At 61.0% G+C, this 22,345-nt stretch carries 18 protein-coding genes; 10 read left to right on the plus strand and 8 right to left on the minus strand.

Features of this window, described 5'->3' with window-relative positions:
* Nucleotides 1–166 precede the first annotated feature (166 nt).
* Nucleotides 167–1,126: a glucokinase gene (locus HX830_RS22400; protein ID WP_103494204.1), complete on the minus strand. Its 960-nt coding sequence runs from the start codon at nt 1,124–1,126 to the stop codon at nt 167–169.
* Nucleotides 1,123–2,949 (minus strand): phosphogluconate dehydratase, encoded by a 1,827-nt coding sequence (gene edd, locus HX830_RS22405; protein ID WP_103494205.1) that lies wholly within the window; start codon nt 2,947–2,949, stop codon nt 1,123–1,125. Before edd ends, HX830_RS22400 begins: the two co-directional genes overlap by 4 nt.
* A 212-nt stretch (nt 2,950–3,161) precedes the next feature.
* On the opposite strand from edd, the gene gap reads away from it, so the two are divergent.
* From gap to HX830_RS22425, 4 genes are all read left to right on the plus strand, one after another.
* Nucleotides 3,162–4,163, plus strand: coding sequence for a type I glyceraldehyde-3-phosphate dehydrogenase (gene gap / locus HX830_RS22410; RefSeq protein ID WP_103494206.1), 1,002 nt, complete (start codon nt 3,162–3,164; stop codon nt 4,161–4,163).
* Between the two features lie 35 nt (nt 4,164–4,198).
* Nucleotides 4,199–4,663 carry a methylglyoxal synthase gene (locus HX830_RS22415; RefSeq protein ID WP_100944170.1) on the plus strand — a complete coding sequence of 155 codons (465 nt, stop codon included), beginning with the start codon at nt 4,199–4,201 and terminating at the stop codon, nt 4,661–4,663.
* A gap of 318 nt (nt 4,664–4,981) precedes the next feature.
* Nucleotides 4,982–5,272, plus strand: coding sequence for a nucleotidyltransferase family protein (locus HX830_RS22420; RefSeq protein ID WP_177102705.1), 291 nt, complete (start codon nt 4,982–4,984; stop codon nt 5,270–5,272).
* On the plus strand, nt 5,269–5,637 hold the full coding sequence (locus HX830_RS22425) for a HepT-like ribonuclease domain-containing protein (RefSeq protein WP_177102707.1): 369 nt from the start codon (nt 5,269–5,271) through the stop codon (nt 5,635–5,637). Before HX830_RS22420 ends, HX830_RS22425 begins: the two co-directional genes overlap by 4 nt.
* A gap of 111 nt (nt 5,638–5,748) precedes the next feature.
* On the opposite strand, the gene HX830_RS22430 is transcribed toward HX830_RS22425, so the two are convergent.
* The 6 genes from HX830_RS22430 to HX830_RS22455 form a co-directional block, all read right to left on the minus strand.
* Nucleotides 5,749–6,177: a hypothetical protein gene (locus tag HX830_RS22430; protein WP_177102709.1), complete on the minus strand. Its 429-nt coding sequence runs from the start codon at nt 6,175–6,177 to the stop codon at nt 5,749–5,751.
* A 547-nt stretch (nt 6,178–6,724) separates the two neighbouring features.
* A complete protein-coding gene (gene icmH, locus HX830_RS22435; protein ID WP_177102711.1) occupies nt 6,725–7,576 on the minus strand; it encodes a type IVB secretion system protein IcmH/DotU in 852 nt (283 codons plus the stop codon).
* Nucleotides 7,573–8,364: a hypothetical protein gene (locus HX830_RS22440; RefSeq protein WP_177102713.1), complete on the minus strand. Its 792-nt coding sequence runs from the start codon at nt 8,362–8,364 to the stop codon at nt 7,573–7,575. Before HX830_RS22440 ends, icmH begins: the two co-directional genes overlap by 4 nt.
* Nucleotides 8,365–8,372: 8 nt before the next feature.
* Nucleotides 8,373–11,690 carry a T6SS effector BTH_I2691 family protein gene (locus HX830_RS22445; protein ID WP_177102715.1) on the minus strand — a complete coding sequence of 1,106 codons (3,318 nt, stop codon included), beginning with the start codon at nt 11,688–11,690 and terminating at the stop codon, nt 8,373–8,375.
* Between the two features lie 61 nt (nt 11,691–11,751).
* On the minus strand, nt 11,752–12,630 hold the full coding sequence (locus HX830_RS22450) for a DUF4123 domain-containing protein (protein ID WP_177102717.1): 879 nt from the start codon (nt 12,628–12,630) through the stop codon (nt 11,752–11,754).
* Complete coding sequence (locus HX830_RS22455) at nt 12,627–14,642, minus strand: type VI secretion system Vgr family protein (protein ID WP_177102719.1); 2,016 nt, start codon at nt 14,640–14,642, stop codon at nt 12,627–12,629. The genes HX830_RS22450 and HX830_RS22455 overlap by 4 nt, the downstream gene beginning before the upstream one ends.
* Before the next feature lie 371 nt (nt 14,643–15,013).
* On the opposite strand from HX830_RS22455, the gene HX830_RS22460 reads away from it, so the two are divergent.
* The 6 genes from HX830_RS22460 to HX830_RS22485 all read left to right on the plus strand — a co-directional run bounded on the left by HX830_RS22460 (nt 15,014) and on the right by HX830_RS22485 (nt 22,244).
* Nucleotides 15,014–15,532: an RNA polymerase sigma factor gene (locus HX830_RS22460; protein ID WP_177102721.1), complete on the plus strand. Its 519-nt coding sequence runs from the start codon at nt 15,014–15,016 to the stop codon at nt 15,530–15,532.
* A gap of 110 nt (nt 15,533–15,642) precedes the next feature.
* The gene (locus tag HX830_RS22465) at nt 15,643–16,602 is read left to right on the plus strand and encodes a FecR family protein (protein ID WP_371317538.1); all 960 of its coding nucleotides are present in this window, start codon (nt 15,643–15,645) and stop codon (nt 16,600–16,602) included.
* Nucleotides 16,603–16,720: 118 nt separating this feature from the next.
* The gene (locus HX830_RS22470; protein WP_177102723.1) at nt 16,721–19,306 is read left to right on the plus strand and encodes a TonB-dependent receptor; all 2,586 of its coding nucleotides are present in this window, start codon (nt 16,721–16,723) and stop codon (nt 19,304–19,306) included.
* Nucleotides 19,307–19,420: 114 nt separating this feature from the next.
* On the plus strand, nt 19,421–20,029 hold the full coding sequence (locus HX830_RS22475; RefSeq protein ID WP_177102725.1) for a biliverdin-producing heme oxygenase: 609 nt from the start codon (nt 19,421–19,423) through the stop codon (nt 20,027–20,029).
* A 199-nt stretch (nt 20,030–20,228) separates the two neighbouring features.
* Nucleotides 20,229–20,636: a YbaN family protein gene (locus HX830_RS22480; RefSeq protein ID WP_177102827.1), complete on the plus strand. Its 408-nt coding sequence runs from the start codon at nt 20,229–20,231 to the stop codon at nt 20,634–20,636.
* A gap of 255 nt (nt 20,637–20,891) precedes the next feature.
* The gene (locus HX830_RS22485; protein WP_152741307.1) at nt 20,892–22,244 is read left to right on the plus strand and encodes a CoA transferase; all 1,353 of its coding nucleotides are present in this window, start codon (nt 20,892–20,894) and stop codon (nt 22,242–22,244) included.
* The last annotated feature ends 101 nt before the right edge of the window (nt 22,245–22,345 follow it).

Genomic DNA, 22,345 nt, shown 5'->3' on the forward strand with positions numbered 1-22,345 from the left:
AATCGATTAAGCCGTGAAGCATGTGTTGCCTGGCCGGACGCTTTCGCGGCGGTGCGGCGATCCGACAAGCCCTGCTCCTACAGTTTGATGTCGTGTACAAAATCTAGGCACGACGACGTACGGTAGGAGCAGGGCTTGCCCGCGAAGAACGCGCCACGTAACGGGATCAGTGCGCGAAAGCCTGCTGCAACGCTACCCCCGCGCCAATCAGCCCGGAATACGGGGCCGTCACCAGCCACACCGGGATCCCCTTGAAGTAATCGCTCATGCAGCCTTTGTCAGCAAAGCTCCGAGCAAAACCGCTGTTGATGAAAAAGTCGGCAAACCGTGGGATCACCCCACCGACGATATACACCCCACCGCGCGCGCCCGTGGTCAGCACGTTGTTGCCGGCCACCCGACCCAGCCAGCAGCTGAACTGCTCCAGCACTTCCCGGGCAATCGGATCGCCGGCCAGGCCGGCAGCGGTAATCGACTCCGGAGTTTCCAGCACCGGCACATGCCCGTCCACCGCGCAGATCGCCCGGTACACCCGCGGCAAACCGCCACCACTCAAGGCAGTCTCGGCGCTGACATGGCCGATTTCACTGTGGATATGCTGCCAGAGCTGGGTTTCACGCACGCTGCTCAGGGGCAGGTCGACATGCCCGCCCTCCCCCGGCAAGGCCATGAAGTGCTGCTCGCCCAAGTGCAGCAGGGTGCCGACACCGAGCCCGGTGCCAGGACCGATCACCACCGCCGGACGCAATGGTTCCGGCGTGCCTTCGCAGACCACGCGGTAGTCACCCGGCTCCAGGCGGGTCATGCCCAGGGCCATGGCCGAAAAGTCGTTGACCAGCAACAGCTCGTCGACCTGCAAGGTTTCGCAGAACGCCCGGCGGCTCAGCCGCCAGTGGTTATTGGTGAAACGAAACTCGTCGCCACCCACCGGGCCGGCCACCGACAGGCACACGGCGCCGACCGATCCCAGCGCCAGGCCCAGGCCGTCGAGGTAGACCTTGATGGCCTCCTCGGGGCTGCTGTGATCGACGGTCGCCAGGACCTTCACTTCATCCAGGGCATTGTCCTTCCACAACGCGAACCGCGCATTGGTCCCGCCAATGTCGCCTACCAACGCCAACTTCATTCAAGGTGCTCCAGGGCCGAAGTGAACGCGCTGGCGCCCTGCTCCGCCGAGCTGAAGGCCATGCGCATGAAGCCGAAGAGTTCGCGGCCACAGCCGATATTATTACCCAACGAGCCGATCGCAGGCGCGCGCGCGGCGAATTCGGTGTCATCCACCAGCACCCGCAAGGTGCCCTTGACCCCGTCCACGCGGATCACGTCGCCATCGCGGACCCGCGCCAGCGCCCCACCCACATGGGCTTCGGGGCAGACATGGATGGCCGCCGGAATCTTGCCCGAGGCCCCGGACATCCGCCCGTCAGTGACCAGCGCGACCTTGAAGCCACGGTCCTGCAACACGCCGAGGAACGGCGTCATCTTGTGCAGTTCCGGCATGCCATTGGAACGCGGCCCCTGGAAGCGCATCACCGCGACAAAGTCCTTCTCCAGCAAGCCGGCCTTGAACGCGTCGGCCAGGTCCTGCTGGTCCTCGAACACCACCGCCGGTGCTTCGACGATCTGGTGTTCCAGGGCCACGGCGGAGACTTTCATCACACCACGTCCGAGGTTGCCTTCCATCACCCGCAGGCCACCTTCAGGAGAGAAGGCACGAGCCACGGGGCGCAGGATGGTTTCATCGAGGCTTTCGATCGGGCCGTCGCGCCATACCAGTTCACCGTCCTGCAGGAACGGCTCCTGGGTGTAGCGGCTCAGGCCGTGGCCGGCGACGGTATTCACGTCTTCGTGCAACAGGCCGGCTTCCAGCAGTTCGCGAATCAGGAAGGCCATGCCGCCCGCCGCCTGGAAGTGGTTGATATCGGCCTTGCCGTTCGGATAGACGTGGGACAGGGTCGGCACCACTTCGGAGAGGTCGGCCATGTCCTGCCAGGTCAGCTGGATACCGGCCGCCTGGGCAATCGCCGGCATGTGCAGGGTGTGGTTGGTGGAACCGCCGGTGGCGTGCAGGGCGACGATGGAGTTGACCAGCGAACGCTCGTCTACAATCTCACCCAGGGGCATGAAGCTGCCGCTCTGTTTGGTCAGGCGGGTGATCTGGTGCGCCGCTTCGCGGGTCAGGGCATCACGCAGCGGGGTATTCGGGTTGACGAAGGACGAGCCCGGCAGGTGCAGGCCCATGACTTCCATCAGCAACTGGTTGGTGTTGGCGGTGCCGTAGAAGGTGCAGGTGCCGGGGCTGTGGTAGGACTTCATCTCCGACTCCAGCAGCTCCTCGCGGCTGGCCTTGCCTTCGGCATAACGCTGGCGCACATCGGCTTTTTCCTTGTTGGAAATCCCCGAGACCATCGGCCCGCCGGGCACGAAGATGGTCGGCAGATGACCGAAGCGCAGGGCGCCCATCAACAGGCCGGGCACGATCTTGTCGCAGATGCCGAGCATCATCGCCGCGTCGAACATGTTGTGGGACAGGGCCACGGCGGTGGACAACGCGATCACTTCGCGGCTGGCAATGCCCAGCTCCATGCCCGGCTCGCCCTGGGTCACGCCATCGCACATGGCTGGCACGCCACCGGCGAACTGGCCGACCGAACCGATCTCGCGCAGGGCCTGCTTGATCTGTTGCGGATAGGTTTCGTAGGGCTGGTGGGCGGAGAGCATGTCGTTATAGGAAGAAACGATCGCCACGTTGGCGGCGTTCATCAGGCGCAGGTTCTGCTTGTCGTCGGTGCCACACCCGGCCACGCCGTGGGCAAAGTTCGCGCATTGCAGCTTGCCGCGCATCGGGCCGTCACTGGCGGCACCGCGAATCAGTGCCAGATACGCCTGGCGAGTGGCTTGGCTACGGGCGACAAGCCGTTCGGTGACCTCAAGAACGCGGGGATGCATGTGTAGAACTCCAGGCTAACGGATGTGGCGACCTGTGGTTCCAAGCTGATCGAAAGCCTCGTACGACGGGGCTTTTCAATCATCTGGACCTGTTGATTCAGGTCACTCGTTGTAGATAAAACAAAATATTGCCACTAAAAAGGCTTGTTTTCTATTTTTATGCGAATAATCTTGTAATTCCAACAACAAAACTATGACAGGCGCTTCCCTAAATGACTCTACGAATCGCAATCAACGGTTTTGGCCGCATCGGCCGCAACGTCCTGCGTGCACTCTATACCCAAGGTTACCGCCAGGACCTGCAGGTCGTCGCCATCAACGACCTGGGTGACAGCGCCATCAATGCTCACCTGCTCAAGTACGACACGGTTCACGGCACCTTCGATGCCAGCGTAGAACATGACAACGAAAGCCTGACCGTCAACGGTGACCGTATCTCGGTCAGCGCGATCCGCAATCCGGCCGAACTGCCCTGGGCCGCCGAGAAGATCGACGTGGTGTTTGAATGCACCGGTCTGTTCACCGACCGTGCCAAGGCCGCCGCGCACCTGACCGCCGGCGCCCGCAAAGTGATTATTTCCGCACCGGCCAAAGGCGCCGATGCCACCGTGGTGTACGGGGTCAACCATGACATCCTGCGCCAATCGCACCAGATCATTTCCAACGCATCGTGCACCACCAACTGCCTGGCCCCGGTGGCCCAGGTGCTGCACCGCGAGCTGGGTATCGAAAGTGGCCTGATGACCACCATCCATGCCTACACCAACGACCAGAACCTGACCGACGTCTACCACACCGACCCGTACCGCGCGCGTTCGGCGACCCAGAACATGATCCCGAGCAAGACCGGCGCCGCCGAAGCGGTAGGCCTGGTGCTGCCGGAACTGGCGGGCAAGCTGACCGGCATGGCCGTGCGCGTGCCGGTGATCAATGTGTCCCTGGTGGACCTGACCGTGCAGCTCAAGCGCGAGGCCACGGCGGAAGAAGTCAACGCCCTGCTCAAGGAAGCCAGCCAGCACTCGAAGATCCTGGGTTACAACACCCTGCCGCTGGTTTCCAGCGACTTCAACCACAACCCGCTGTCGTCGATCTTCGACGCCAACCACACCAAGGCCAGCGGCAAGCTGCTCAAGGTCCTGGCCTGGTACGACAACGAGTGGGGTTTCTCCAACCGCATGCTGGATAACTGCCTGGCGCTGTGCAACGCCGAATAAATGCGGAACGAGGAACAGGTGTGGAGCAGGAACCGATGATAGGGATCAGCTTTACCCAGGCCACCATGGCGGCGCGCAAGCGCATCGCCCTGGTGGCCCACGACCATTGCAAGGTGTTTTTGCTGGACTGGGCCGAGCGCCAGAAAGATCGTCTGGCCCAGCATGAGTTGGTGGCTACTGGCACCACGGGGTTGTTGCTGAACAAGCGCCTGGGGTTGGCGGTGGAAAGCATGATCAGCGGCCCGTTGGGCGGCGACCAGCAACTGGGTGCCCGCATCGCCGAGCAGCGGGTGGATATGCTGGTGTTCTTCTGGGATCCGTTCGAGCCGCAGCCCCATGACCCGGATATCAAGGCTTTGTTGCGGGTCGCGGCGGTGTGGAACATTCCCGTGGCCTGTAATGAGTGCACCGCCGATTACCTGCTCAGCAGCCCGATGATGGAACAGGCCCATGAGTATCGGGTGCCGGACTATGAGGCGTATCTGGCGGCACGGCGTTAACGTCGGTCGGCCATGCTGAACACAATCTCCTGTGGGAGCTGGCTTGCCAGCGATAGCGGTGGTGAATGTGATATCGCCATTGCTATGTCAGCGCTTTTTACAGTTGACGGGGCCTTCGCTTATCCATCGGATTTGCTCCATTTAGCCACCCGGACAGGGCTCAAATGCTGTAAGCATTGATTTCGCCGGGGGGACATACGAAAGTGTTGAAAGCCCGCCTCTGGTGGGCTTTTTTCGTTTTTGCCCCCGAATACAGTTCTTGAAACTCCATTCTTGATTGCATACCCTCTTCACGAGTTTCGATAAGGAAGAATGATCATGCGACCGTCTGTTGTACTCGACATGAATCGAGGCGCAGTACGCGAAGCGACAAGTCGCTTTCACGCGGCGAACCCGCGCGTCTTTGGCTCAGTGCTGCACGGTACTGACGGGGACGGTAGCGATCTCGATCTACTGGTCGACGCGCTGCCCGGCACGACGATGTTCGATCTGGGCGGCCTGCAGGATGAACTGGAGTCGTTACTGGGTATCCACGTCGATCTGTTGACACCTCCCGATCTACCGCCAAAGTTCCGTGCCAAGGTTCTCGCGGAAGCGCAGCCCGTATGAGCGAGAATCGCCTGCCCGATTACCTCGACCACATGCAGCAGGCTGCGGTCGATGCGTGCAGCTTCGTGGAAGGGCTGGCCAAGGATGACTTCCTGGAGGACAAGCGTACCCAGCAGGCTGTCATCATGAGCCTAATCATCATCGGTGAAGCGGCAACGAAAGTGATGGACGGCTACTCAGAGTTTACCCAGGCTCACATGCAAGTACCGTGGCGCAGCATGCGCGGTATGCGCAACCGCATTGCCCACGGCTACTTCGACATCAACCTCGATGTAGTGTGGGACACCGTGCAATCTGCATTGCCGGAGTTACTGAGACAACTGGCCGCCGTGCGCCAGGATGCCGAAAGCGATGAGATAGAATAATGCCCCCCCCCGGACAAGGCTCAAATGCTGTAAGCATTGATTTCGCAGGGAACAGACGAAAGTATTGAAAGCCCGCCTTTGGCGGGCTTTTTTCGTTTTCACTTGTCGGTTTCAGTCGAATGACGGTGACACAGAATCAGGTGCTCGCGAACCTTCCAGCAACGCGTCCACCACCGCACGCGCCACTTCCACCGAATGCAGCATGCCCCAGAACAACGCCCGCTCGACAGGGTTGATATGCAGGCTGATTTCGTCGCCATTGAGCTCCGCCGTTTCGAGCAGATTCGAAACATAGATCAGCGCATCCTGGGCATTGACGCCCGGTTGGATGGCAAACAGCGTCGGCTTGTACGGGGCTTCGGGGATGACGGGTTTGGAGCAGGTGAACTCGAGGGTATCGAGCAACCGGGGCGTATTTGCCGGTGCCGGCTCAGACTCATTTGAAGGTTCATCAGAGACTTTACGCAGGTACATATCTCTGTCCGCCATGCTGGAAGCGTTGCGAATGCTCGGTGGATCGGGAGTGATTTTCTTGGTCATGGTGAAACTCCTTTGCTAGGTAAGGAGCTCGTCATCCACGCTGCAAAACGAAAGGTGGCGAGCCGTACACAGGTTTGCAGACCGGAGCAAAGGAACCGGCAGGCCGAAGCCTCCTGCGCACAGCTCGCCATGAAGCGAGCATAAAAACCGCTTTCGCGGCGCTGTGCGCCTTTGCTATTCCGGGCTGCAAAACCCGTATCGCTGAATTGGCAGCGACAGCCAGACTCTAGCGTTCACCTTTTGCGCACACAATATTCTCCCACGCCTGAAACACGTAGGAAACACGAGATCTTTTTGCGGGCTATTTCTTCTGTTTCGAGAAAGGTTTGAGGACTGGTAGTCGCAGCGCTTCGCTTAGCACCTTCCGGTGTCACCACAAGAAAGGGGTCGGGAGCCAACCACTCTTGCCGGTTGCCGCTACCACAAGGCCGGCGAGCCTTGCACATCCACAGTATTGAGCCGATGTCGCCGTGATGCTCAATACCCCTGCTCTGTAAGGAGCCCTCGCGCAACATTGTCAGCGGCACATCCAAAAAGGGCAACGGCCCTATGGTTTCGGAATTTTGAAAATCTCCAGCACCTCTGCACGTTGCACCGCCAGGTCCCAGGCAAAGCCGGTATACATCAACGCCAGGGCAATCAGGGTGAACACCAGTACTTTCCACCTGGACACGAGATGGACAGGCGGACTGGGGTCAGGCCGGGTAGCTGGCCAATGTGGCGAAAGCTCCAGTGGGACGGGGCCGCGTGCGTGTCGGATCAAACCATGGAGTTCCTTGTGAATGGCTTTCCGCTTTTCCTCCCCTCGAGCTTGCAAGGCGTATTGCCCTTTGAAGTCCAGGCTGAGGCAGAGGTACATCAGTTCGATAAGTTCGACGTTGAGCATCGGTAGTTTTTTGGATTGCTCCACGATCCGAAAGAACTCTTCTCCTCCACAGGTCTGATCGTGGAACTGGCCTAACAGGGATCTGTCAGACCAGGCCTTTGCCCAAGGCAAGGACATGATCGATTCGTCGATCAAGCAGCAAAGCAGGTAATGCGCCGTTCTGATATCAGCGTCCTTGATGCCCTTGCATTGGGCTTTGCGGGTAAAGGTCTGGAACTGATCGGCCAGGTCTTGAAACAGCAGATCGAGGTCATGCTGTTTATCGTCGTATTTGATCTCCATGGCAAAACTCAGCAAGCCAGAGGCCGCTCCGACCACGGGGTTGATACCCGTCTCGAATATTTCCTGCCGCGGCCGCGGTTTCAAGCCGGGAGCGTCGGGACGGCAGGCGGCCAGCTTTTTGGAGAGGGCTGGAGGCTTGTAGTCGCTCAACCTGCCAAGGCCCGGGCTGTTGTCGTCGCCACTGATCGGAGCGCCGGGGTTGTTATCGCGCTCTGAGGTGGATGCGTTCATGGCGAACCTTGCTCTTGAAGGTGCGAACGCATATCGGCAATTTCTACCTTGTCGCTCCAGTGGCCTTCCTCATATTCAATGTTGGCTGGGGCGTAGGTTTTGACAATGGACAGGACTTTATCCAGTTGACCTTTTTGCAGATAAAGCTCAAAGCACAGGTAGTTTTCATCAGTGGGGATCGAGGGGTTATGGCGTCGCTTTATAACAATCATATTTCTCTTTCTGTCGATGAAAATCCAGTTGGGGCGATCCCAGGTGAAGTAGCCGTAAGTGATTTTGTTCTCCCAGGTTATCAGTGATTTGGAGGCCATGATGGCCATGCCCCCTGGGCCGGCGAGCATCCAGATAAATACGGGGTCCACGGCGATGAGGCATAGCACAATGACCAAAAAGACGATGGCAAACCCTTTAAAAAAAGTTCTGAAGTGCTTGGGATAGTGTAGATAGTACTTTTCTTCTATACCTTGTTCAGTCGCTCGGTAGTGGTAGACGGTTTTTTGGTGAAATACAACTCTCCAGAAAAACAGCCACATGCAAAGCCAAACTACTCCAGCGTCTAAATAGGAATTCTGTTTGCCAGCCAAATCCGCCCAGCAGCAACCGTATATTATGATGCTTAGTGGTATTAGCGTGATGGAGCCAAGTGCAAGATTTATTCTAGGTGTTATTTGTGGCATCGCCTTGACTGTCCAGGTCATGACCTCACTGCCTTCAAGTGGAGGATACGGTGAAGCCTCAGACTTCTCTGGGATTTTATTTTGTTCGCTTTTATTGATGGTGCTTGTCATAGGGTTTCTCAGCTTGGGATAGGTAATACAGTGGCGTCTTCGCGCCCGCCTAGTGTTTGTACCAGTAATGCACTGGTATCCAGGCTGCTTACTCGGGTGTCTTTTTGATCTTTGATACCTTCTTCACTCAACTCCAGTTGATAGCGATAACCCCGATCTCCTTCACCTGACGCAAGTATTTCTTCCGGATACCAAACTTGCAGCTCCAGGCATTGTGCTTTTTCGTCAAGCGGAACCCAGGTGTGCCAGACAATATCTTCGCCTTCGGGAGGCATGACGGGAAAACCGAAGACGGCATGTTCGTTTCTATCCCATCGACTTTTCGGTGTATCTCCTATAGCGGAGATATTTTTGACCCGCCCATGATCGACAAAAGGTGTTTGCAGCTCACCATCCAGTTTGGCTGTTGGCATCAAAAGGAAAGGGCGATGGCTGGCGGTGAGATTGACCCGAAGTACAGCATCACGCAATGGTGCAGGTACTTGCAGTTGCACCCAGGCACCGTCTTGAACGGGAACATTCATATAGTCCCCATGGGGTAATCTATGGCATCCAAGCGTATAACTTGGTTTGACGAACAGCGTGGGGCTAAGCTGAATTTCAAGGAAGGTACGAACTTCTTCCGCACGGCCCTCAGCGGTAGCAGGCAAACGATCTTCTGGATGGCGTGACCACGTACCTTTACGAAGCCATTGACCAATGGCGTCCGTTTTTAGATAGTTCATGATGGTGCTGGATATTAGATAAACAGCTCCCGCTATTAATGCCGCTCCGGCAAACCACGAGCTCATTATAAATGACAGCAAGAATGGGCTGCCTATCAATGCGAAAATTCCTGCAGAAAACTGTAACGTTCCAACACCGAACATGGCTAGTACGGAAAACTTCTTGATACGTGCTAACGTTTTTTCTGATGGGAATTGTGATTTATCAATATCGTCTGTGATATCCCAAAACTCAGCACTGGTCGCAATCAACGCAAACCCACCCAACCCCACCAGCCGCCACCCAAAGCCTCTGATCAATTTCCCCCAGCCTCGGGTGTGCGCTGTATAGGACTCCCAAAATGCAGCGGCCTTTTGGGTGATTGCCGTCGGCTTGCCTTTGACCAGGGTGTTCAGGTCCTTCATCCCCGCCCACTTCGTCTCCACCCACAACGCCATCATCGCGTTGCCGGTATAGGCCGTGGCCGAGCCGATCTTCGCCCAGTCCTTGGCGGTCAACTCGCCGTCCTGGCTCAGGGTGCGGTAGGTCACCAGCGTATTGACCAGATTCGCCATCACCACGCCCCAGGTAATGGCCCCCGCGTTAACCCCCTGTTTCTCGCTCCAGGCGCGAACAGTGGCGTGCCAACCCGCCACTGTCAGTCCGCCCCTTTCCACCGTCCCCCGAATACCGTTACGCACGATCTCCACATAACGGTTGTTCTGATAATCGATCAGGGCCGGCATGGCGAGAGCCAGTTGCTTGAGTTCCTGCTCCATTTCGAGCAGCAGTCGACTCAGGGCTTTGCGGTCATATTTCTCACGGTGGTAGAACCAGGCATTCTGGGTTTGGCGGTAGTCGGCTCGGGCGGTGAGCAGCTTTTGCTTCCAATCCTGAAGGCGAGTGCCCAGTTCCTGATCGACCTTCAAACGATCAGGATGATCAAGCAGCACGTGGCCGATCAGCAGGTTGCGCAGCAGCGCCGCCAAGTCGGGCTTTTGTCCGTGGGCCAGGCGACTGTCCACGGGCAGCAGGGCCAGCAAGGTATTTTCGAAAACAGCCTTGCCCGTGCCCCGTGCCAGCCGGACAAGGCAGTCGAGGGTTTGCCGGGCCGGTTCGCTCAGGGTCTTGACCCAGGGCTTTTCGGCAATACGCTCATGGCCAAGAAAACTGTTGAGTTCAGCGCTACGGCCAACCAGGGAGGTGACATCCCCGGCCCCTTGCACCAGGGCGTTGGCCTGGGCATCGAGGGCCGCCTTGAGGGCTGCATTGAAACCAAAGCGCGCCAGGCCGAACAGGGTTTTGGCCGAGGTCTCCTCCTGGGCCAGCCAACGCGATTGGCTCAGGTCCTGGGCGAGTGTTTCCAACAAGCCGCTGATCACCCCTTGCAGGTACAGCAGACTGTCATCGTGGCCGGTATCAATCCCGAGTTTGCGCGGGTCGGTGCCAATCCGTTCAGCCCAGCGCTGCAGGTCGTGGAGGCTATCGCGCACCTGGCGCAGCAAGGCCTCCGACTCGGGCCGACGGGCATCGGCATAGGCCCGGGCGGCGTCGGAGTCAGCTTGTCGACGCCATTTGTCGCGAGCCTGCCAACTGGCGCGCAAGGTCGGATCGGGTAGATCCCCGTAACGCTGCTTGATCCGCCGCGCCAGGGCCCGGGAGGGCAAGTCGAGAATATCGAGGCTCAGGCCGTCCTGGGCCGCGCGGTTGGCGTCCTCTTCCAGGTCCAGCTGTTCGTACCAGGCTTCGAGGTCGCGGACATACGCGCGGGTCCTGGCTTCATCGTCCTTCACCGCCGCCGGCAATTGCGCGGGGTCCACGCCCACGCCGCACAGCTGTTCGACCACGGCGGCGATATTCAGGGCATGTTCGTGTTCGTTTTGCCAATGCTGCAGCGCGGCCTGCTCGGCGCTCAGTTGCATGCCCAGGTCTTCGAGCACGGCCAGAGGATCGTCGAGGGCCACGAACACGGCGCTGGCGACGTCGTCGATGCACCCGCGCCAGACCACGTCGCAGGCCAGCGGCACGCAATGGGCATTTGAGCCGTCGCCGGACTCGGGTGGATAGGCGGAGTCGGCGAAGCGCTGGTCGCACCGGATCGGCCAGCTGTCGATATCGGCCACGGCGTCGGCCAGGTCGGCGATGGGCATGACACCCAGCCCCGTCATGCTGTTGGAGTAGGTCTTGAGGTCCAGGCGGCGCATCCAGCGGGCGCGACTGTCAGGATCGGCGCTCAACTGTTCGCGCAGGCGCCCGGACCAGGGCTGCGGGGTGTAGGCCAGGTGCAGCAGGTGGTTACGCGGATAAAGCAGGTGGCTGGAGGTTTGAGCTGTCGGGCTGGGCCCATCGCCGCTCGAAGGGAGGTGGGTCAAGGTCGCGTCCTGGGCGCTGTAGCGATATTCGTGCAGGGTCTTCGCGCTTTCGTCGAAGACATAGAGGTAGCCGTCACGCAACTGGCGCAGGGTGTAGGCGCGGGTCTTGAGCGGTGGGTGTTCGTGCCACTGGCCCTCGGGGTGCAGCGGTGTGAGCTGATCGGGCTGAGGATCGTGGCGCGAGCGATCAAGGGCGTAGCGCATGGGCACGATGGCGAGGTTCGGGCCCTTGAACGGGCACATATGCATGCCGGTGGCCGGAACCTTGGGGAACAGGGTGTTGCGGCGCTGGCGCAGGGTGCCGTTTTTGTCAGTCATGGGAGGGACTCCGCGGCGCGGTCTGTTGATGCTGGTCGAAGGCTTCCAGACGCAGCTCCGGGGCCAGACGCGCGTGTTCGGGGTTGAGCGTGAGCCAGCGTCGATAAGGCCCCTCTGCCTGGAGGGCGAAGTCATCGCCCCAATCGGCGCAAGCTTCAGCCCAGGTGACCAGCGCTTGCTCAGTGTGCAGGCCCCAGGCCTGCCCACTGTCGAGGGTTTGCTTGAGCCAGTGGCCGATCTGCCGGGCGTCGCTGTTGGCGAAGGTATGTTCGTTGCGTGTCCGCAGCCACTGGTAGAGGCGCTCTTCGAATTTCCACAGTCGGGCTTTTTCCAGGGCCACCTCTTGTGGTTCCTCAAGCCGGGCGCATGAGTCCGTCCAGGCCGGGGTGGGACCGTTGCGACTAAAAGTTCGCCACGCCGGGTCAGGAGGTTCTTCCCAGCCGTGGTTCGGTGAAGACACCCACCAGTGCTCGATGGGCCCCAGGACTCTGGCCAACTGTTGCGGGGCGAAACTGTCCAGCCAATGCACGGTGATCCGCGGGTTGGCAAAGCGCAGCAGCCCTTGACTGCCTTGTCGGGTAGGTGGCGCGATAAAGTGTCGCAAGTGCGCGGCCACGTCCTCGAGCGAGGCGTTGCTGTAGAGCAGGGAAGAGTCCGTTCGGGCTTGAGGCGAGCCCGGCCACTGCGCGAGCATTTCGCGGCTCTGCGGCTTGACCAGGATAGGTCCGAGTTCTTGCAAGGCTTGCCAGCGAGTTCCCCGGTACAAGGGCAGTATTTCCTGCGCCCCGACCTGGCGGTAAAGCGCCGCCAAGGCTTGGGGCCGCAAGGCACCGTCGATCAGCAAGAAGTTGGCTGCAAGGGTGGCGTTCATGGCGAATCCTTCGGGGCCTGTTCGCAGATCTCGCAGCGCTCCGGATCGGACTTGAGCAGTGTGCGCAAGGCCTGGAGCACCAATGGATCGGCGGGAGCGGGTTGATCGTGTGGAACCGTGCCGGGCAAGGAAGGTGCCGCCTGTGCCACGGACAGTGGGTGGCCTTCGAGCGTGATCTCCGTGCTGCTGAAAATGCCCGCAGGATTGAGGGTCAGCCACTGACCGCCGGCCCTGAGGGTCAGGCTGCTGCCGGCGTCGATCACCACGTTCTCCCCGGCACTCAGGTGGATATCTTCCGTGGCGCGCAACAGGTGACTGGCGGTTTGTATATGTTGCTCGCCGTTGACGGTCAGGTGGTCGTCCTGCCGGAGTTCGGTCAAGCGGTTGCCGTGGGTGATGTGCTGTTCTTCACCTTGCAGTTCATGGCGGGAATCGCCACCGACCCGCACGCTACGCTGGCGGTCCACCTGGAGCCGCTGGTCGTTCAGGGTATGCAGGGTGAAGTCGCGCTGGGCGCGCAGGGCGATCTGCTCGGCGCCGCTGCGGTCTTCGATGCGCAGCTCGTTGTAACCTTGTCCGCCCGGGGTGCTGCGGGTCTTGAACACGCTCTGGGTCTGGTTCTCGGGCAGCGGATAGGGCACTTCATTGTTCTTGTGGTGCAGGCACGCCGACACATAGGGCCGGTCGGGATCGCCCTCGAAAAACGACACCACCACTTCCATCCCGACCCGGGGAATGACCACGCTGCCATAACGGGCACCGGCCCAACTGGAGGCAACGCGCAGCCAGCAACTGCTGTGTTCGTCGTTGCGGTCCGCGCGGTCCCAGGGGAATTGCACCTTGACCCGGCCGTAGGCGTCGCAATGAATCTCCTGTCCGGCGGGACCGGTGACCCAGGCCGATTGGCTGCCGCGAATAAAGGGCTTCTTGTGCCGATGTGGCGGTTGATACTCCACCTCATCGGGAATGGCGCTGAAGGTATTCCGGTAACCCTGCCAAGGGACCTCATGACCGGCATATTCCTCCAGCACCTGGGGCTGGTAGCCTTCGTGAGTGATTTCAGTGAGCAACCAGTGGCTGTTCCAGTCCTGGCGCGGATGTTCACTGAGCAACAGGCAATGCCCACTGCGCAGGGCGGGTTGATCACTCTCGCCCTGGGCCAGGCGATAGTCGCTACGGTGACGTTGCAGATCACGCTCGGCCAGCTTTTTCCCCTGCCGCTCGTCACGAAAATCGCCCGGATAGGCGTAATGCTCCAGCTCCGCTCCAGGGCTCGAACCGGGACGACAATCGGCCTGCAATTGCACATGGGGTTGTTCGAAGTCGTAGTGCCTGAGGGTCGTGCGCGTGGGCCGGGTTTGCACGCGCACGCCGAACGTCTTGATGACCGGGGCTTGTGCGACCAGACCGGAAGAGCGTTTGTAAGGCGTCGATTCCAATCGGGGAAAGATCGATGAATGAATGCCGAACACCAGCAGGTGCTGGTCGGGGCTATGGCGGAAGTGAAAGCTCAGGCCTTCTTCCTCGCACAAACGCTGGATGAAATTCAGGTCGGTTTCGTCGTACTGGGTGCAGTATTCGCGTTCGGGATGAGGCTTCGGACCCTGTTGAAAGTGAAAAGCGTCGGCGAGGATGCCGTGTTCCTTGAGAACCTGGGCGATGATGTCCGGCACGCTCTGGTTCTGGAAGATCCGCTGCTGGGTGCTGTGCTCCAGGTACGCCAGGCGCGGGACCAGTGTCAGTTGATAGCGGGTCAGGCGCGGACCGGATTCACCCTGGCCAGCGCTGTGGATATGGCCATGCAGGCCAATGTTCTCGGCCCCGAGGGCTAGAAAAGCGGGTTTGTGGAGCAGACTTTCCAGGTCGAGGTCGGCGCTTGCGCTGAACAGTTCGATATCGATGCGGTAGGGCTGGTTGAGGCCTTCGCGGCCCTTGAAACCGAGTACGTGCAGGTCGTGCTCGCACGCATCGAGGGTCAGTTTGAAGCGCTGTTGATTCGTCGCGCTGAACATCCGCTGTTCCTTTTACCAAAAGGGGGCGGATGATTCTGCTTGCGGCTTTGATTGAGATGAATAGTGGCTACACAAAACAGAATAGTCCTACGCCTGACGAAGCTAAATCCATGATGTATTTACGTTTTCTGCGATGTAGATGGCACCGGTTTCACTCGTAAGGGAGATCTACAAACCATCCGAGTTTTTCGGGCAAATCCTATAACTCCGGGAAGGTTCTTACATGATGGCGGTGAAAACTGTATCTACAACAAGTAGGTTCATGCCCGCTGGATACTCCAAGCACAGTAGGAAAAGGGAACACATTAAGACTTGACCTACAGGGTAGATGATAAGCATTATCATTCGCTTGCAATCGGTCCGGTGCTTCCGTGAGTCAGTCCCACTTCAATACTGTCTTCCTCGCCCAGCGTGTCACGCTGCTGCGGACCTTGCAGCGCATGGTCAATAACCCCAGCACCGCCGAAGACCTGCTGCAGGAAACCTACCTGCGGGTTACCCGTGCCCTGAGCGAACGCCCGGTGGATCACCTCGAGCCCTTCGTCTTCCAGACCGCCCGCAACCTGGCCCTGGACCATCTGCGCGCGCTGCGTATCCAGTCGCGCACCCTGATGGACGATGTGTCGCTGGACGTCATGCAGAATATCGCCGCCCCCCTGAGCACGGCGGAAGACGCCATCCACGCCGAGCAGATGCTCAAGCGCCTGAGCGTCAGCCTTGGCCAGTTGAGTGCCCGCCAGCAGCAGATTTTCATCCTCAGCCGCCTCCACGGCTGCAGCTACCAGGAGATCGCCGACGAGCTCGATGTGTCCCTGAGCACCGTGCAAAAAGAGCTCAAGCTGATCATGGCGATCTGTGTCGGTGTGGCCGAACGCCTGGATCGCCCTTAAGCTCTGCTGCCCGATAGCGTGGATAATCCGCTCAAACGTCCTACAGCTCTATCACGCAAAACCATAAGATCGTTGAACCAAACCGTGGCAAACGTTGCCGAGGAACACCCGTGACAGACAGTCAAGACCCGCGCCCCTCCGGGACGGTGCCCCATGACGCAGCCATGGATCAGGCACTGGACTGGCTGATCCTGATGGAGTGCCCGAGCGCCGAGCAGCAGGCCGCCTTCGACACCTGGCTGGCCGCCGACCCGCACCATGCCCAGGCCTATGCCCGCGCCAGCGGCGCCTGGAACGCGCCACCGGTGTTTGCCGCCGCCCAGGTCCTGCAACAACAGCGACGCCCGTCACCACTGCGGCGCCTGCGCCCACACTGGAAACCCCTGGCCACCGCCGCCGTGCTGCTGATCGCCATCGGCAGCTACAGCAATCTGCCCCTGCGCCTGCAGGCCGATCACCTGACCGTGGCCGGCGAACGCCAGCATCTGCAACTCGAGAACGGCTCGAAAGTCTTGCTCAACACCAATTCAGCGTTCTCCAGCAACTTCAGCGGCCGCCAACACAGGGCTCGGCTGTACAAGGGCGAAGCGTTCTTCGAGGTCGCCGCCGAGCGCGAACACCCTCTGGAAATCGATGCCGGACCAGTGCACGCCAGTGTCAGCGATACCAGCTTCGCCGTGCGCTACCTCGATGGCGAGGCGCAGGTGCAGGTCCAGCGCGGCGATGTCGACCTGCGCACTCTCGATGACAGCGCGCGCCTGCGTCTCTCCGCCGGTAACAGCGTAAAGGTCGGGCCCCATGGCTTCGGCCGCCCGGAAAAACTCGATGCGCAGAAGGACCTGGCCTGGGTCCAGGGCCGCCTGGTGTTCGAAAACTGCCCCATGGGCCAGGTCCTGGCCGAACTGCGGCGCTATTACCCCGGCTGGATCGTCAACAACAACGAACACCTGGCCCAGGTCGCCGTCACCGGCAACTACCGCCTGGACAAGCCCCTGGACGTGGTCCGCTCCCTGGCCCAGATCACCTCCGCCAAGGTTTCGGAGTACCCGGCGCTGGTGATTCTCAACTGAGAACCATTATTTTTACTCGATAGCCCCAGGTGATTCGTCTCGTTATAGCTAATGCGATTGATTCTCACTTTGAATCACGCAACACCTATAACGATTCGTCCACCCGGGAGCGCTATCGATGCCCACTCGTTTCACCTCCAAGGCCCGCGCCGGCGGCCTGCAACAATGCACTTTGTCCTTGCTGACCGCCGCCGTCCTGCTGGCCGGCGTACAAGCAACGCCAGTGCTGGCCGCCAGTAGCGCCGAACAACCGGCCAGGAGCCTGGGCAACTACAGTTTCTCGATCGCGCAACAACCCCTGGTCTCGGCGCTCAACGCCTTCACCTCGATCACCGGCTGGCAGGTCGGCTTGCCCGCCGAACTCGGCCAGGGCGTGGCCTCGCCGGGCGTACGCGGTGCGCTGCCGCCGGAAAAAGCCCTCGAGCGCCTGCTGGTCAGCACCAACCTGAGCTACCGTAAAGTCGGCGACAACAGCATCGTCCTGGAAAAACGCGCCAGCGGCAGCACCCTGAACCTGGAACAGGTGACCATCAGCGCCACCCGCCAGGAGCAGGACGTCAACTCGGTGCCCAACACCGTGACGGTGAAGGACCGCCAGCAACTCGACCGCCAGAACGTCAACACCCTCAAGCAACTGGTGCGTGACGAACCCGGTGTCTCGGTCGGCGGTACCGGCCAGCGTGGCGGTGGCATCAGCAACTACAACATTCGTGGCATCGACGGCGACCGGATCCTGACCCAGGTCGACGGCGTCGAGATCCCCGACAGTTTCTTCAACGGCCCCTACGCCAATACCCAGCGCAATTACGTCGACCCGGAAATCATCAAGCGCGTGGAGATCCTCCGCGGCCCGGCCTCGGTGCTCTACGGCAGCAACGCCATCGGCGGCGCCGTGAGCTACTACACCCTCGACCCGGAGGACATCATCAAGCCCGGCCAGGACGTCGGCGCCCGCCTGAAAAGCGGCTACAGCTCGGCCGATAACAGCTGGCTGACCTCCGGCACCGTCGCCGGACGCAGCGGCGACTTCAACGGCTTGCTGCACCTGAGCCAGCGCAACGGACGTGAGACCGAGTCCTATGGCGATACCGGCGGCGACGGCCTGAACCGCACCGCCGCGAACCCGGAGAAGGCCCGGGCCACCAACGTGTTGGCCAAGCTCGGCTGGAACTACAACGACACCTCGCGCCTGGGCCTGACCTATGAGCGCTACAAGGACTCAGTCGATACCAACGAACGCAGCGCCGTCGGCGGCCCGTTCAACGTCGGCCAGCCGCTGGGCATGTACCGCTCGCGCACCGGCAACGACACCATCAGCCGTGAACGCTTCGGCATCGAGAACAGCTTCGGCCTGGACAGCGCCGTGGCCGATCATGTCAAGTTGAGCCTGAACTACCAGATCGCGAAGACCGACCAGAGCACCCTGGAAAACTACTTCCCGTTCACCCGTAATGTCCTGCGCAGCCGCGATACGGTCTACGAAGAGAAGCAATGGGTCTTCGATGCCCAGGCCGACAAGGCCTTCACTATCGGTGCGACCGATCACCTGCTGACCTACGGCACCACCCTCAAGCAACAGGAGGTCACCGGTTCCCGTAGCGGTTCCGGGGTCTGCCTGGCCGTGGGCCGGGGCTGTACCGCCGTGGGCGCCGACAGTCCGTCCGACCGCCTGGTCAAGTCCAACGACTTCCCCGACCCGACCATCGACAGCTACAGCCTGTTCGCCCAGGACCAGATCAGTTGGAACCAATGGACCTTCCTGCCGGGCCTGCGCTATGACTACACCCAGCTCAAGCCGCATATCACCCAGGAGTTCCTCAACACTATCGCCGCAGCGGGCGGCGGCGCCGTCGACGGCTCCAACAAGACCTGGCATCGCGTCTCGCCCAAGTTCGGCCTGACCTACGCCCTGAGCGACCAGTACACCTGGTACGGCCAGTACGCCGAAGGTTTCCGCACCCCGTCGGCCAAGGCCTTGTACGGTCGCTTCCAGAACCTGAGCACCGGCTATCAGGTCGCACCGAACCCGAACCTGCAACCGGAAAAGAGCAAGAGCTACGAGACCGGCCTGCGCGGCAAGTTCGACGCCGGCTCGTTTGACGTGGCGGTGTTCTACAACCAGTACCGCGACTTCATCAACGAAGACGCCATCGCCCCCGGCTACAGCGAGCTGACCTTCCAGACCAACAACATCCGGCACGCCACCATCAAGGGTGCCGAGTTCAAGGGGCGCCTCAACCTGGATGCCTTCGGTGCGCCGCAGGGTCTCTATAGCAAGGGTTCCGTGGCCTATGCCTATGGCCGCAACAACGACACCGGGCAACCGCTCAACAGCGTCAACCCCCTCACCGCCGTCATGGGCCTGGGCTACGACCAGGACAACTACGGCGGCCTGTTGAGCTGGACGCTGGTGCAACGCAAGAACCTGGTCGACAGCAGCAACTTCTTCTCCCCGGACGGCAAGGGCGAGCAGTTCAAGACCCCGGGCTACGGCCTGCTGGACCTGACCGGCTACTACAAGGTCAGCCATGACATCACCGTCAATGCCGGTCTCTACAACCTGGCCGACAAGAAGTACTGGAACTGGGATGACGTACGCGGCTACGACAGCGTCGGCGAAGCCGGTGTGCTGAACCCGGCCAACCTCGAGCGCCTGACCGCCCCGGGACGCAACTTCTCGGTCAACCTGGTCTGGGATATCTGACCGGACCGCACCTCACCCGGCCGAATATTGCAGGGCCCGGGTGAGTTTTTTTACTGTCGCGCGTCTTCTGATTCGTCTCGTCAGACAGTGCCTCTCATTCTCAAGGACATGCTCATGACCACCCCGGACAACACCCAACGCCCGAGCCTGCGCTCGCAACGCCTGAACCAGATCACCCATGAACCCCATGCCAGGCTCGACCAGTTGGTCAAAACCCATGCGCCGTTCGAAACCCAGGCGAATTTCGCCCGTTTCGTGGTGGCCCAGTACCTGTTCCAGTCGGAGTTGGTGTCGCTGTACAACGATCCCGAACTGATCGCCATCGTTCCGGACCTGGCCGAACGTTGCCGCGCGGAAGCGGCCAAGGCCGATCTGGCGGACCTGGACACCGAAGTACCTGCGCCGATGGCCGGTGCCGTGAAGAACCCGAGCAAGGCCGAAGCCCTGGGCTGGCTCTTCGTTTCCGAGGGTTCCAAGCTCGGCGCCGCGTTCCTGATCAAGCGCGCCGTTGGCCTGGGCCTCAGCGAAACCTTCGGTGCCCGCCACCTGGGCGAACCGGTCGGCGGTCGCGCCGAGGGCTGGAAAAGCTTTACCCGGACCCTCGACGGGCTGGAGCTGAGCGCCGAAGAAGAAGCCGCTGCGGAGAAAGGCGCGATTGATGCGTTCGTGCGCTTTACCCTGTTGCTGGAACAGGCTTACGCCACGGCGCCGGAACTGGCCTGAGTAGGAGCGAGCTTGCTCGCGATGGACGTCAACGATGACGCAGGATAACTGGAGCACCGCAGCGCTCTTCAGACCATCGCGAGCAAGCTCGCTCCTACACGTTACGCGTAGCGCCCTAATCTTGCGTACACCCCTTTGCACAGGCAACCACAGGATCCGGGGCTTGAGCCATTCACTCCATCGCCGCACAATTGACGCCATGACCCAGCCAAAACCCTCCTCCTCCAAACTCGTCCGCGTGCTCTTCGGCCTGCTCGCCTATGTCAGCCTGGGTATCGGCCTGGTCGCCATCGTCATTCCCGGCCTGCCGACCACCGAGTTCATCCTGCTGGCCGCCTGGGCCGCCACCAAAAGTTCGCCGCGCCTGAGTGCCTGGCTGGAAAACCACCGGCTGTTCGGCCCGATCCTGAGCAACTGGCGCAACGGCAAGATCATCACCCGCAAGGCCAAGGTCAGTGCCACCGTGAGCATGCTGCTCTGCGCCACGCTGATGCTGGTAATGCTCGAACACGGCTGGCCGATCTACCTGGCCATCGCCGGGATGAGCCTGGGCAACCTGTGGATCTGGTCGCGTCCGGAGCGGCTTGCGCTGCCTGACGCGTCCTGAGCCCCCGTCAGTTCCTGCGGGAGGGCATTTTTCGGCAAACACCGACTTGTAAGCCGGCTTGCTGGCGATGGCAGCGACGCGGTTTCCTGTTAATCCGCGTCGCCCGGATCGCCAGCAAGCCGGCTCCTACAGGGACCGCATGGATCGGAATAGCAGGGCCAGGATCAAGAATATATTGACGGTCTGGAGGCCACACCCGACATCGACAATCGCCCGTATTTCAGGTGCAATGGCCCTTCTCACGGAGAGCCTTCGATGACCGATCTATTGACGTCCATTCAAGCCGCACTCGACCTGCCCCTCTCGCCGCCACTGTTCACCGGCAGCGGCGTTCTACCCTCGACTTTTGCCGTTACCGAACTGGCCGGCGCCACACTCGCCGCTGCCGGCCAGGCCGTCGCCGAACTGCTGCTGCAACAGAACGGGCAGCGCCCCGCCGTCGAAGTCGACCGGCGCCTGGCTTCACTCTGGTTCGGCACGGCGGTACAACCCGCAGGCTGGGAAATCCCGCCGCCCTGGGACCCGATTGCCGGCGACTACGCCAGCGCCGATGGCTGGATCCGCCTGCACACCAACGCCCCCCATCATCGCCGCGCCGCCGAGCGCGTCCTGGGACTGGCGGCGGATCGCAGCGCCATGGCTGAAAAAGTTGCCCAATGGGCGGCCGACGAGCTGGAGCTGGCGGTGGTCGAGGCCGGTGGCTGCGCCGCGCAAATGCGCTCATGGGCCGCCTGGAAGGAACACCCCCAAGGGCTTGCGGTCAATGCCGAGCCTCTGGTTCAGCGAAACACCCACGACAGCCATGGTTCACGGACCTGGCTCGGCTCGCAGGTACGGCCATTGGCAGGCATCAAAGTTCTCGACCTGACCCGCGTACTCGCCGGCCCCGTGGCCAGCCGCTTGCTGGCAGGGCTGGGTGCCGAGGTGCTGCGCATCGATCCGCCGAGCTGGGACGAGCCGGCCCTGACCCCGGACGTGACCCTGGGCAAGCACTGCGCCCGCCTGAACCTGCATGACGCGGCTGATCGCGAGATCTTCGAAGGCCTGCTCGGCGGGGCCGATATCCTCCTGCACGGCTACCGCGCCGATGCACTGGACGGGCTCGGCTACGATGCCCGACGGCGCCAGCGCCTGGCCCCCGGGCTGATCGATGTGAGCCTGAACGCCTACGGCTGGAGCGGCCCGTGGCGCAATCGCCGGGGCTTCGACAGCCTGGTGCAGATGAGCAGTGGTATCGCCCAGGCCGGCATGTTGTGGAAACAGGCGGACAAGCCCGTCCCACTGCCGGTGCAAGCGCTGGACCATGCCACCGGCTACCTGATGGCGGCCGCGGCGATCCGCGCGCTGACCGAACGGTTGCACAGCGGGCTGGGAGGGTCGGCGCGTTTGTCACTGGCCCGTACGGCGAAGTTGCTGGTGGAACAGGGGGCGGTCAATGGGACCGAAGCGCTGTTGCCCGCAGGGGCGCAGGACTGGAACCCGGTGCTGGAACAGACGTCCTGGGGCCCGGCGCAACGTTTGCTGTCGCCGCTGAAGGTCGGGGCGGTGCCGTTGCAGTGGGCCTTGGCTGCTACGAAGCTGGGGACTCATCCGCCGCAGTGGTGGTGAGTTCGAAACCGCTTTCGCGGGCAAGCCACGCTCCTACAGTTTGGTGTCGTACATGACATTTCGTTTTCACGCAAAACTGTAGGAGCGTGGCTTGCCCGCGA

The organism is Pseudomonas gingeri (assembly GCF_013385425.1).
Classification (GTDB): Bacteria; Pseudomonadota; Gammaproteobacteria; order Pseudomonadales; family Pseudomonadaceae; genus Aquipseudomonas; species Aquipseudomonas gingeri_D.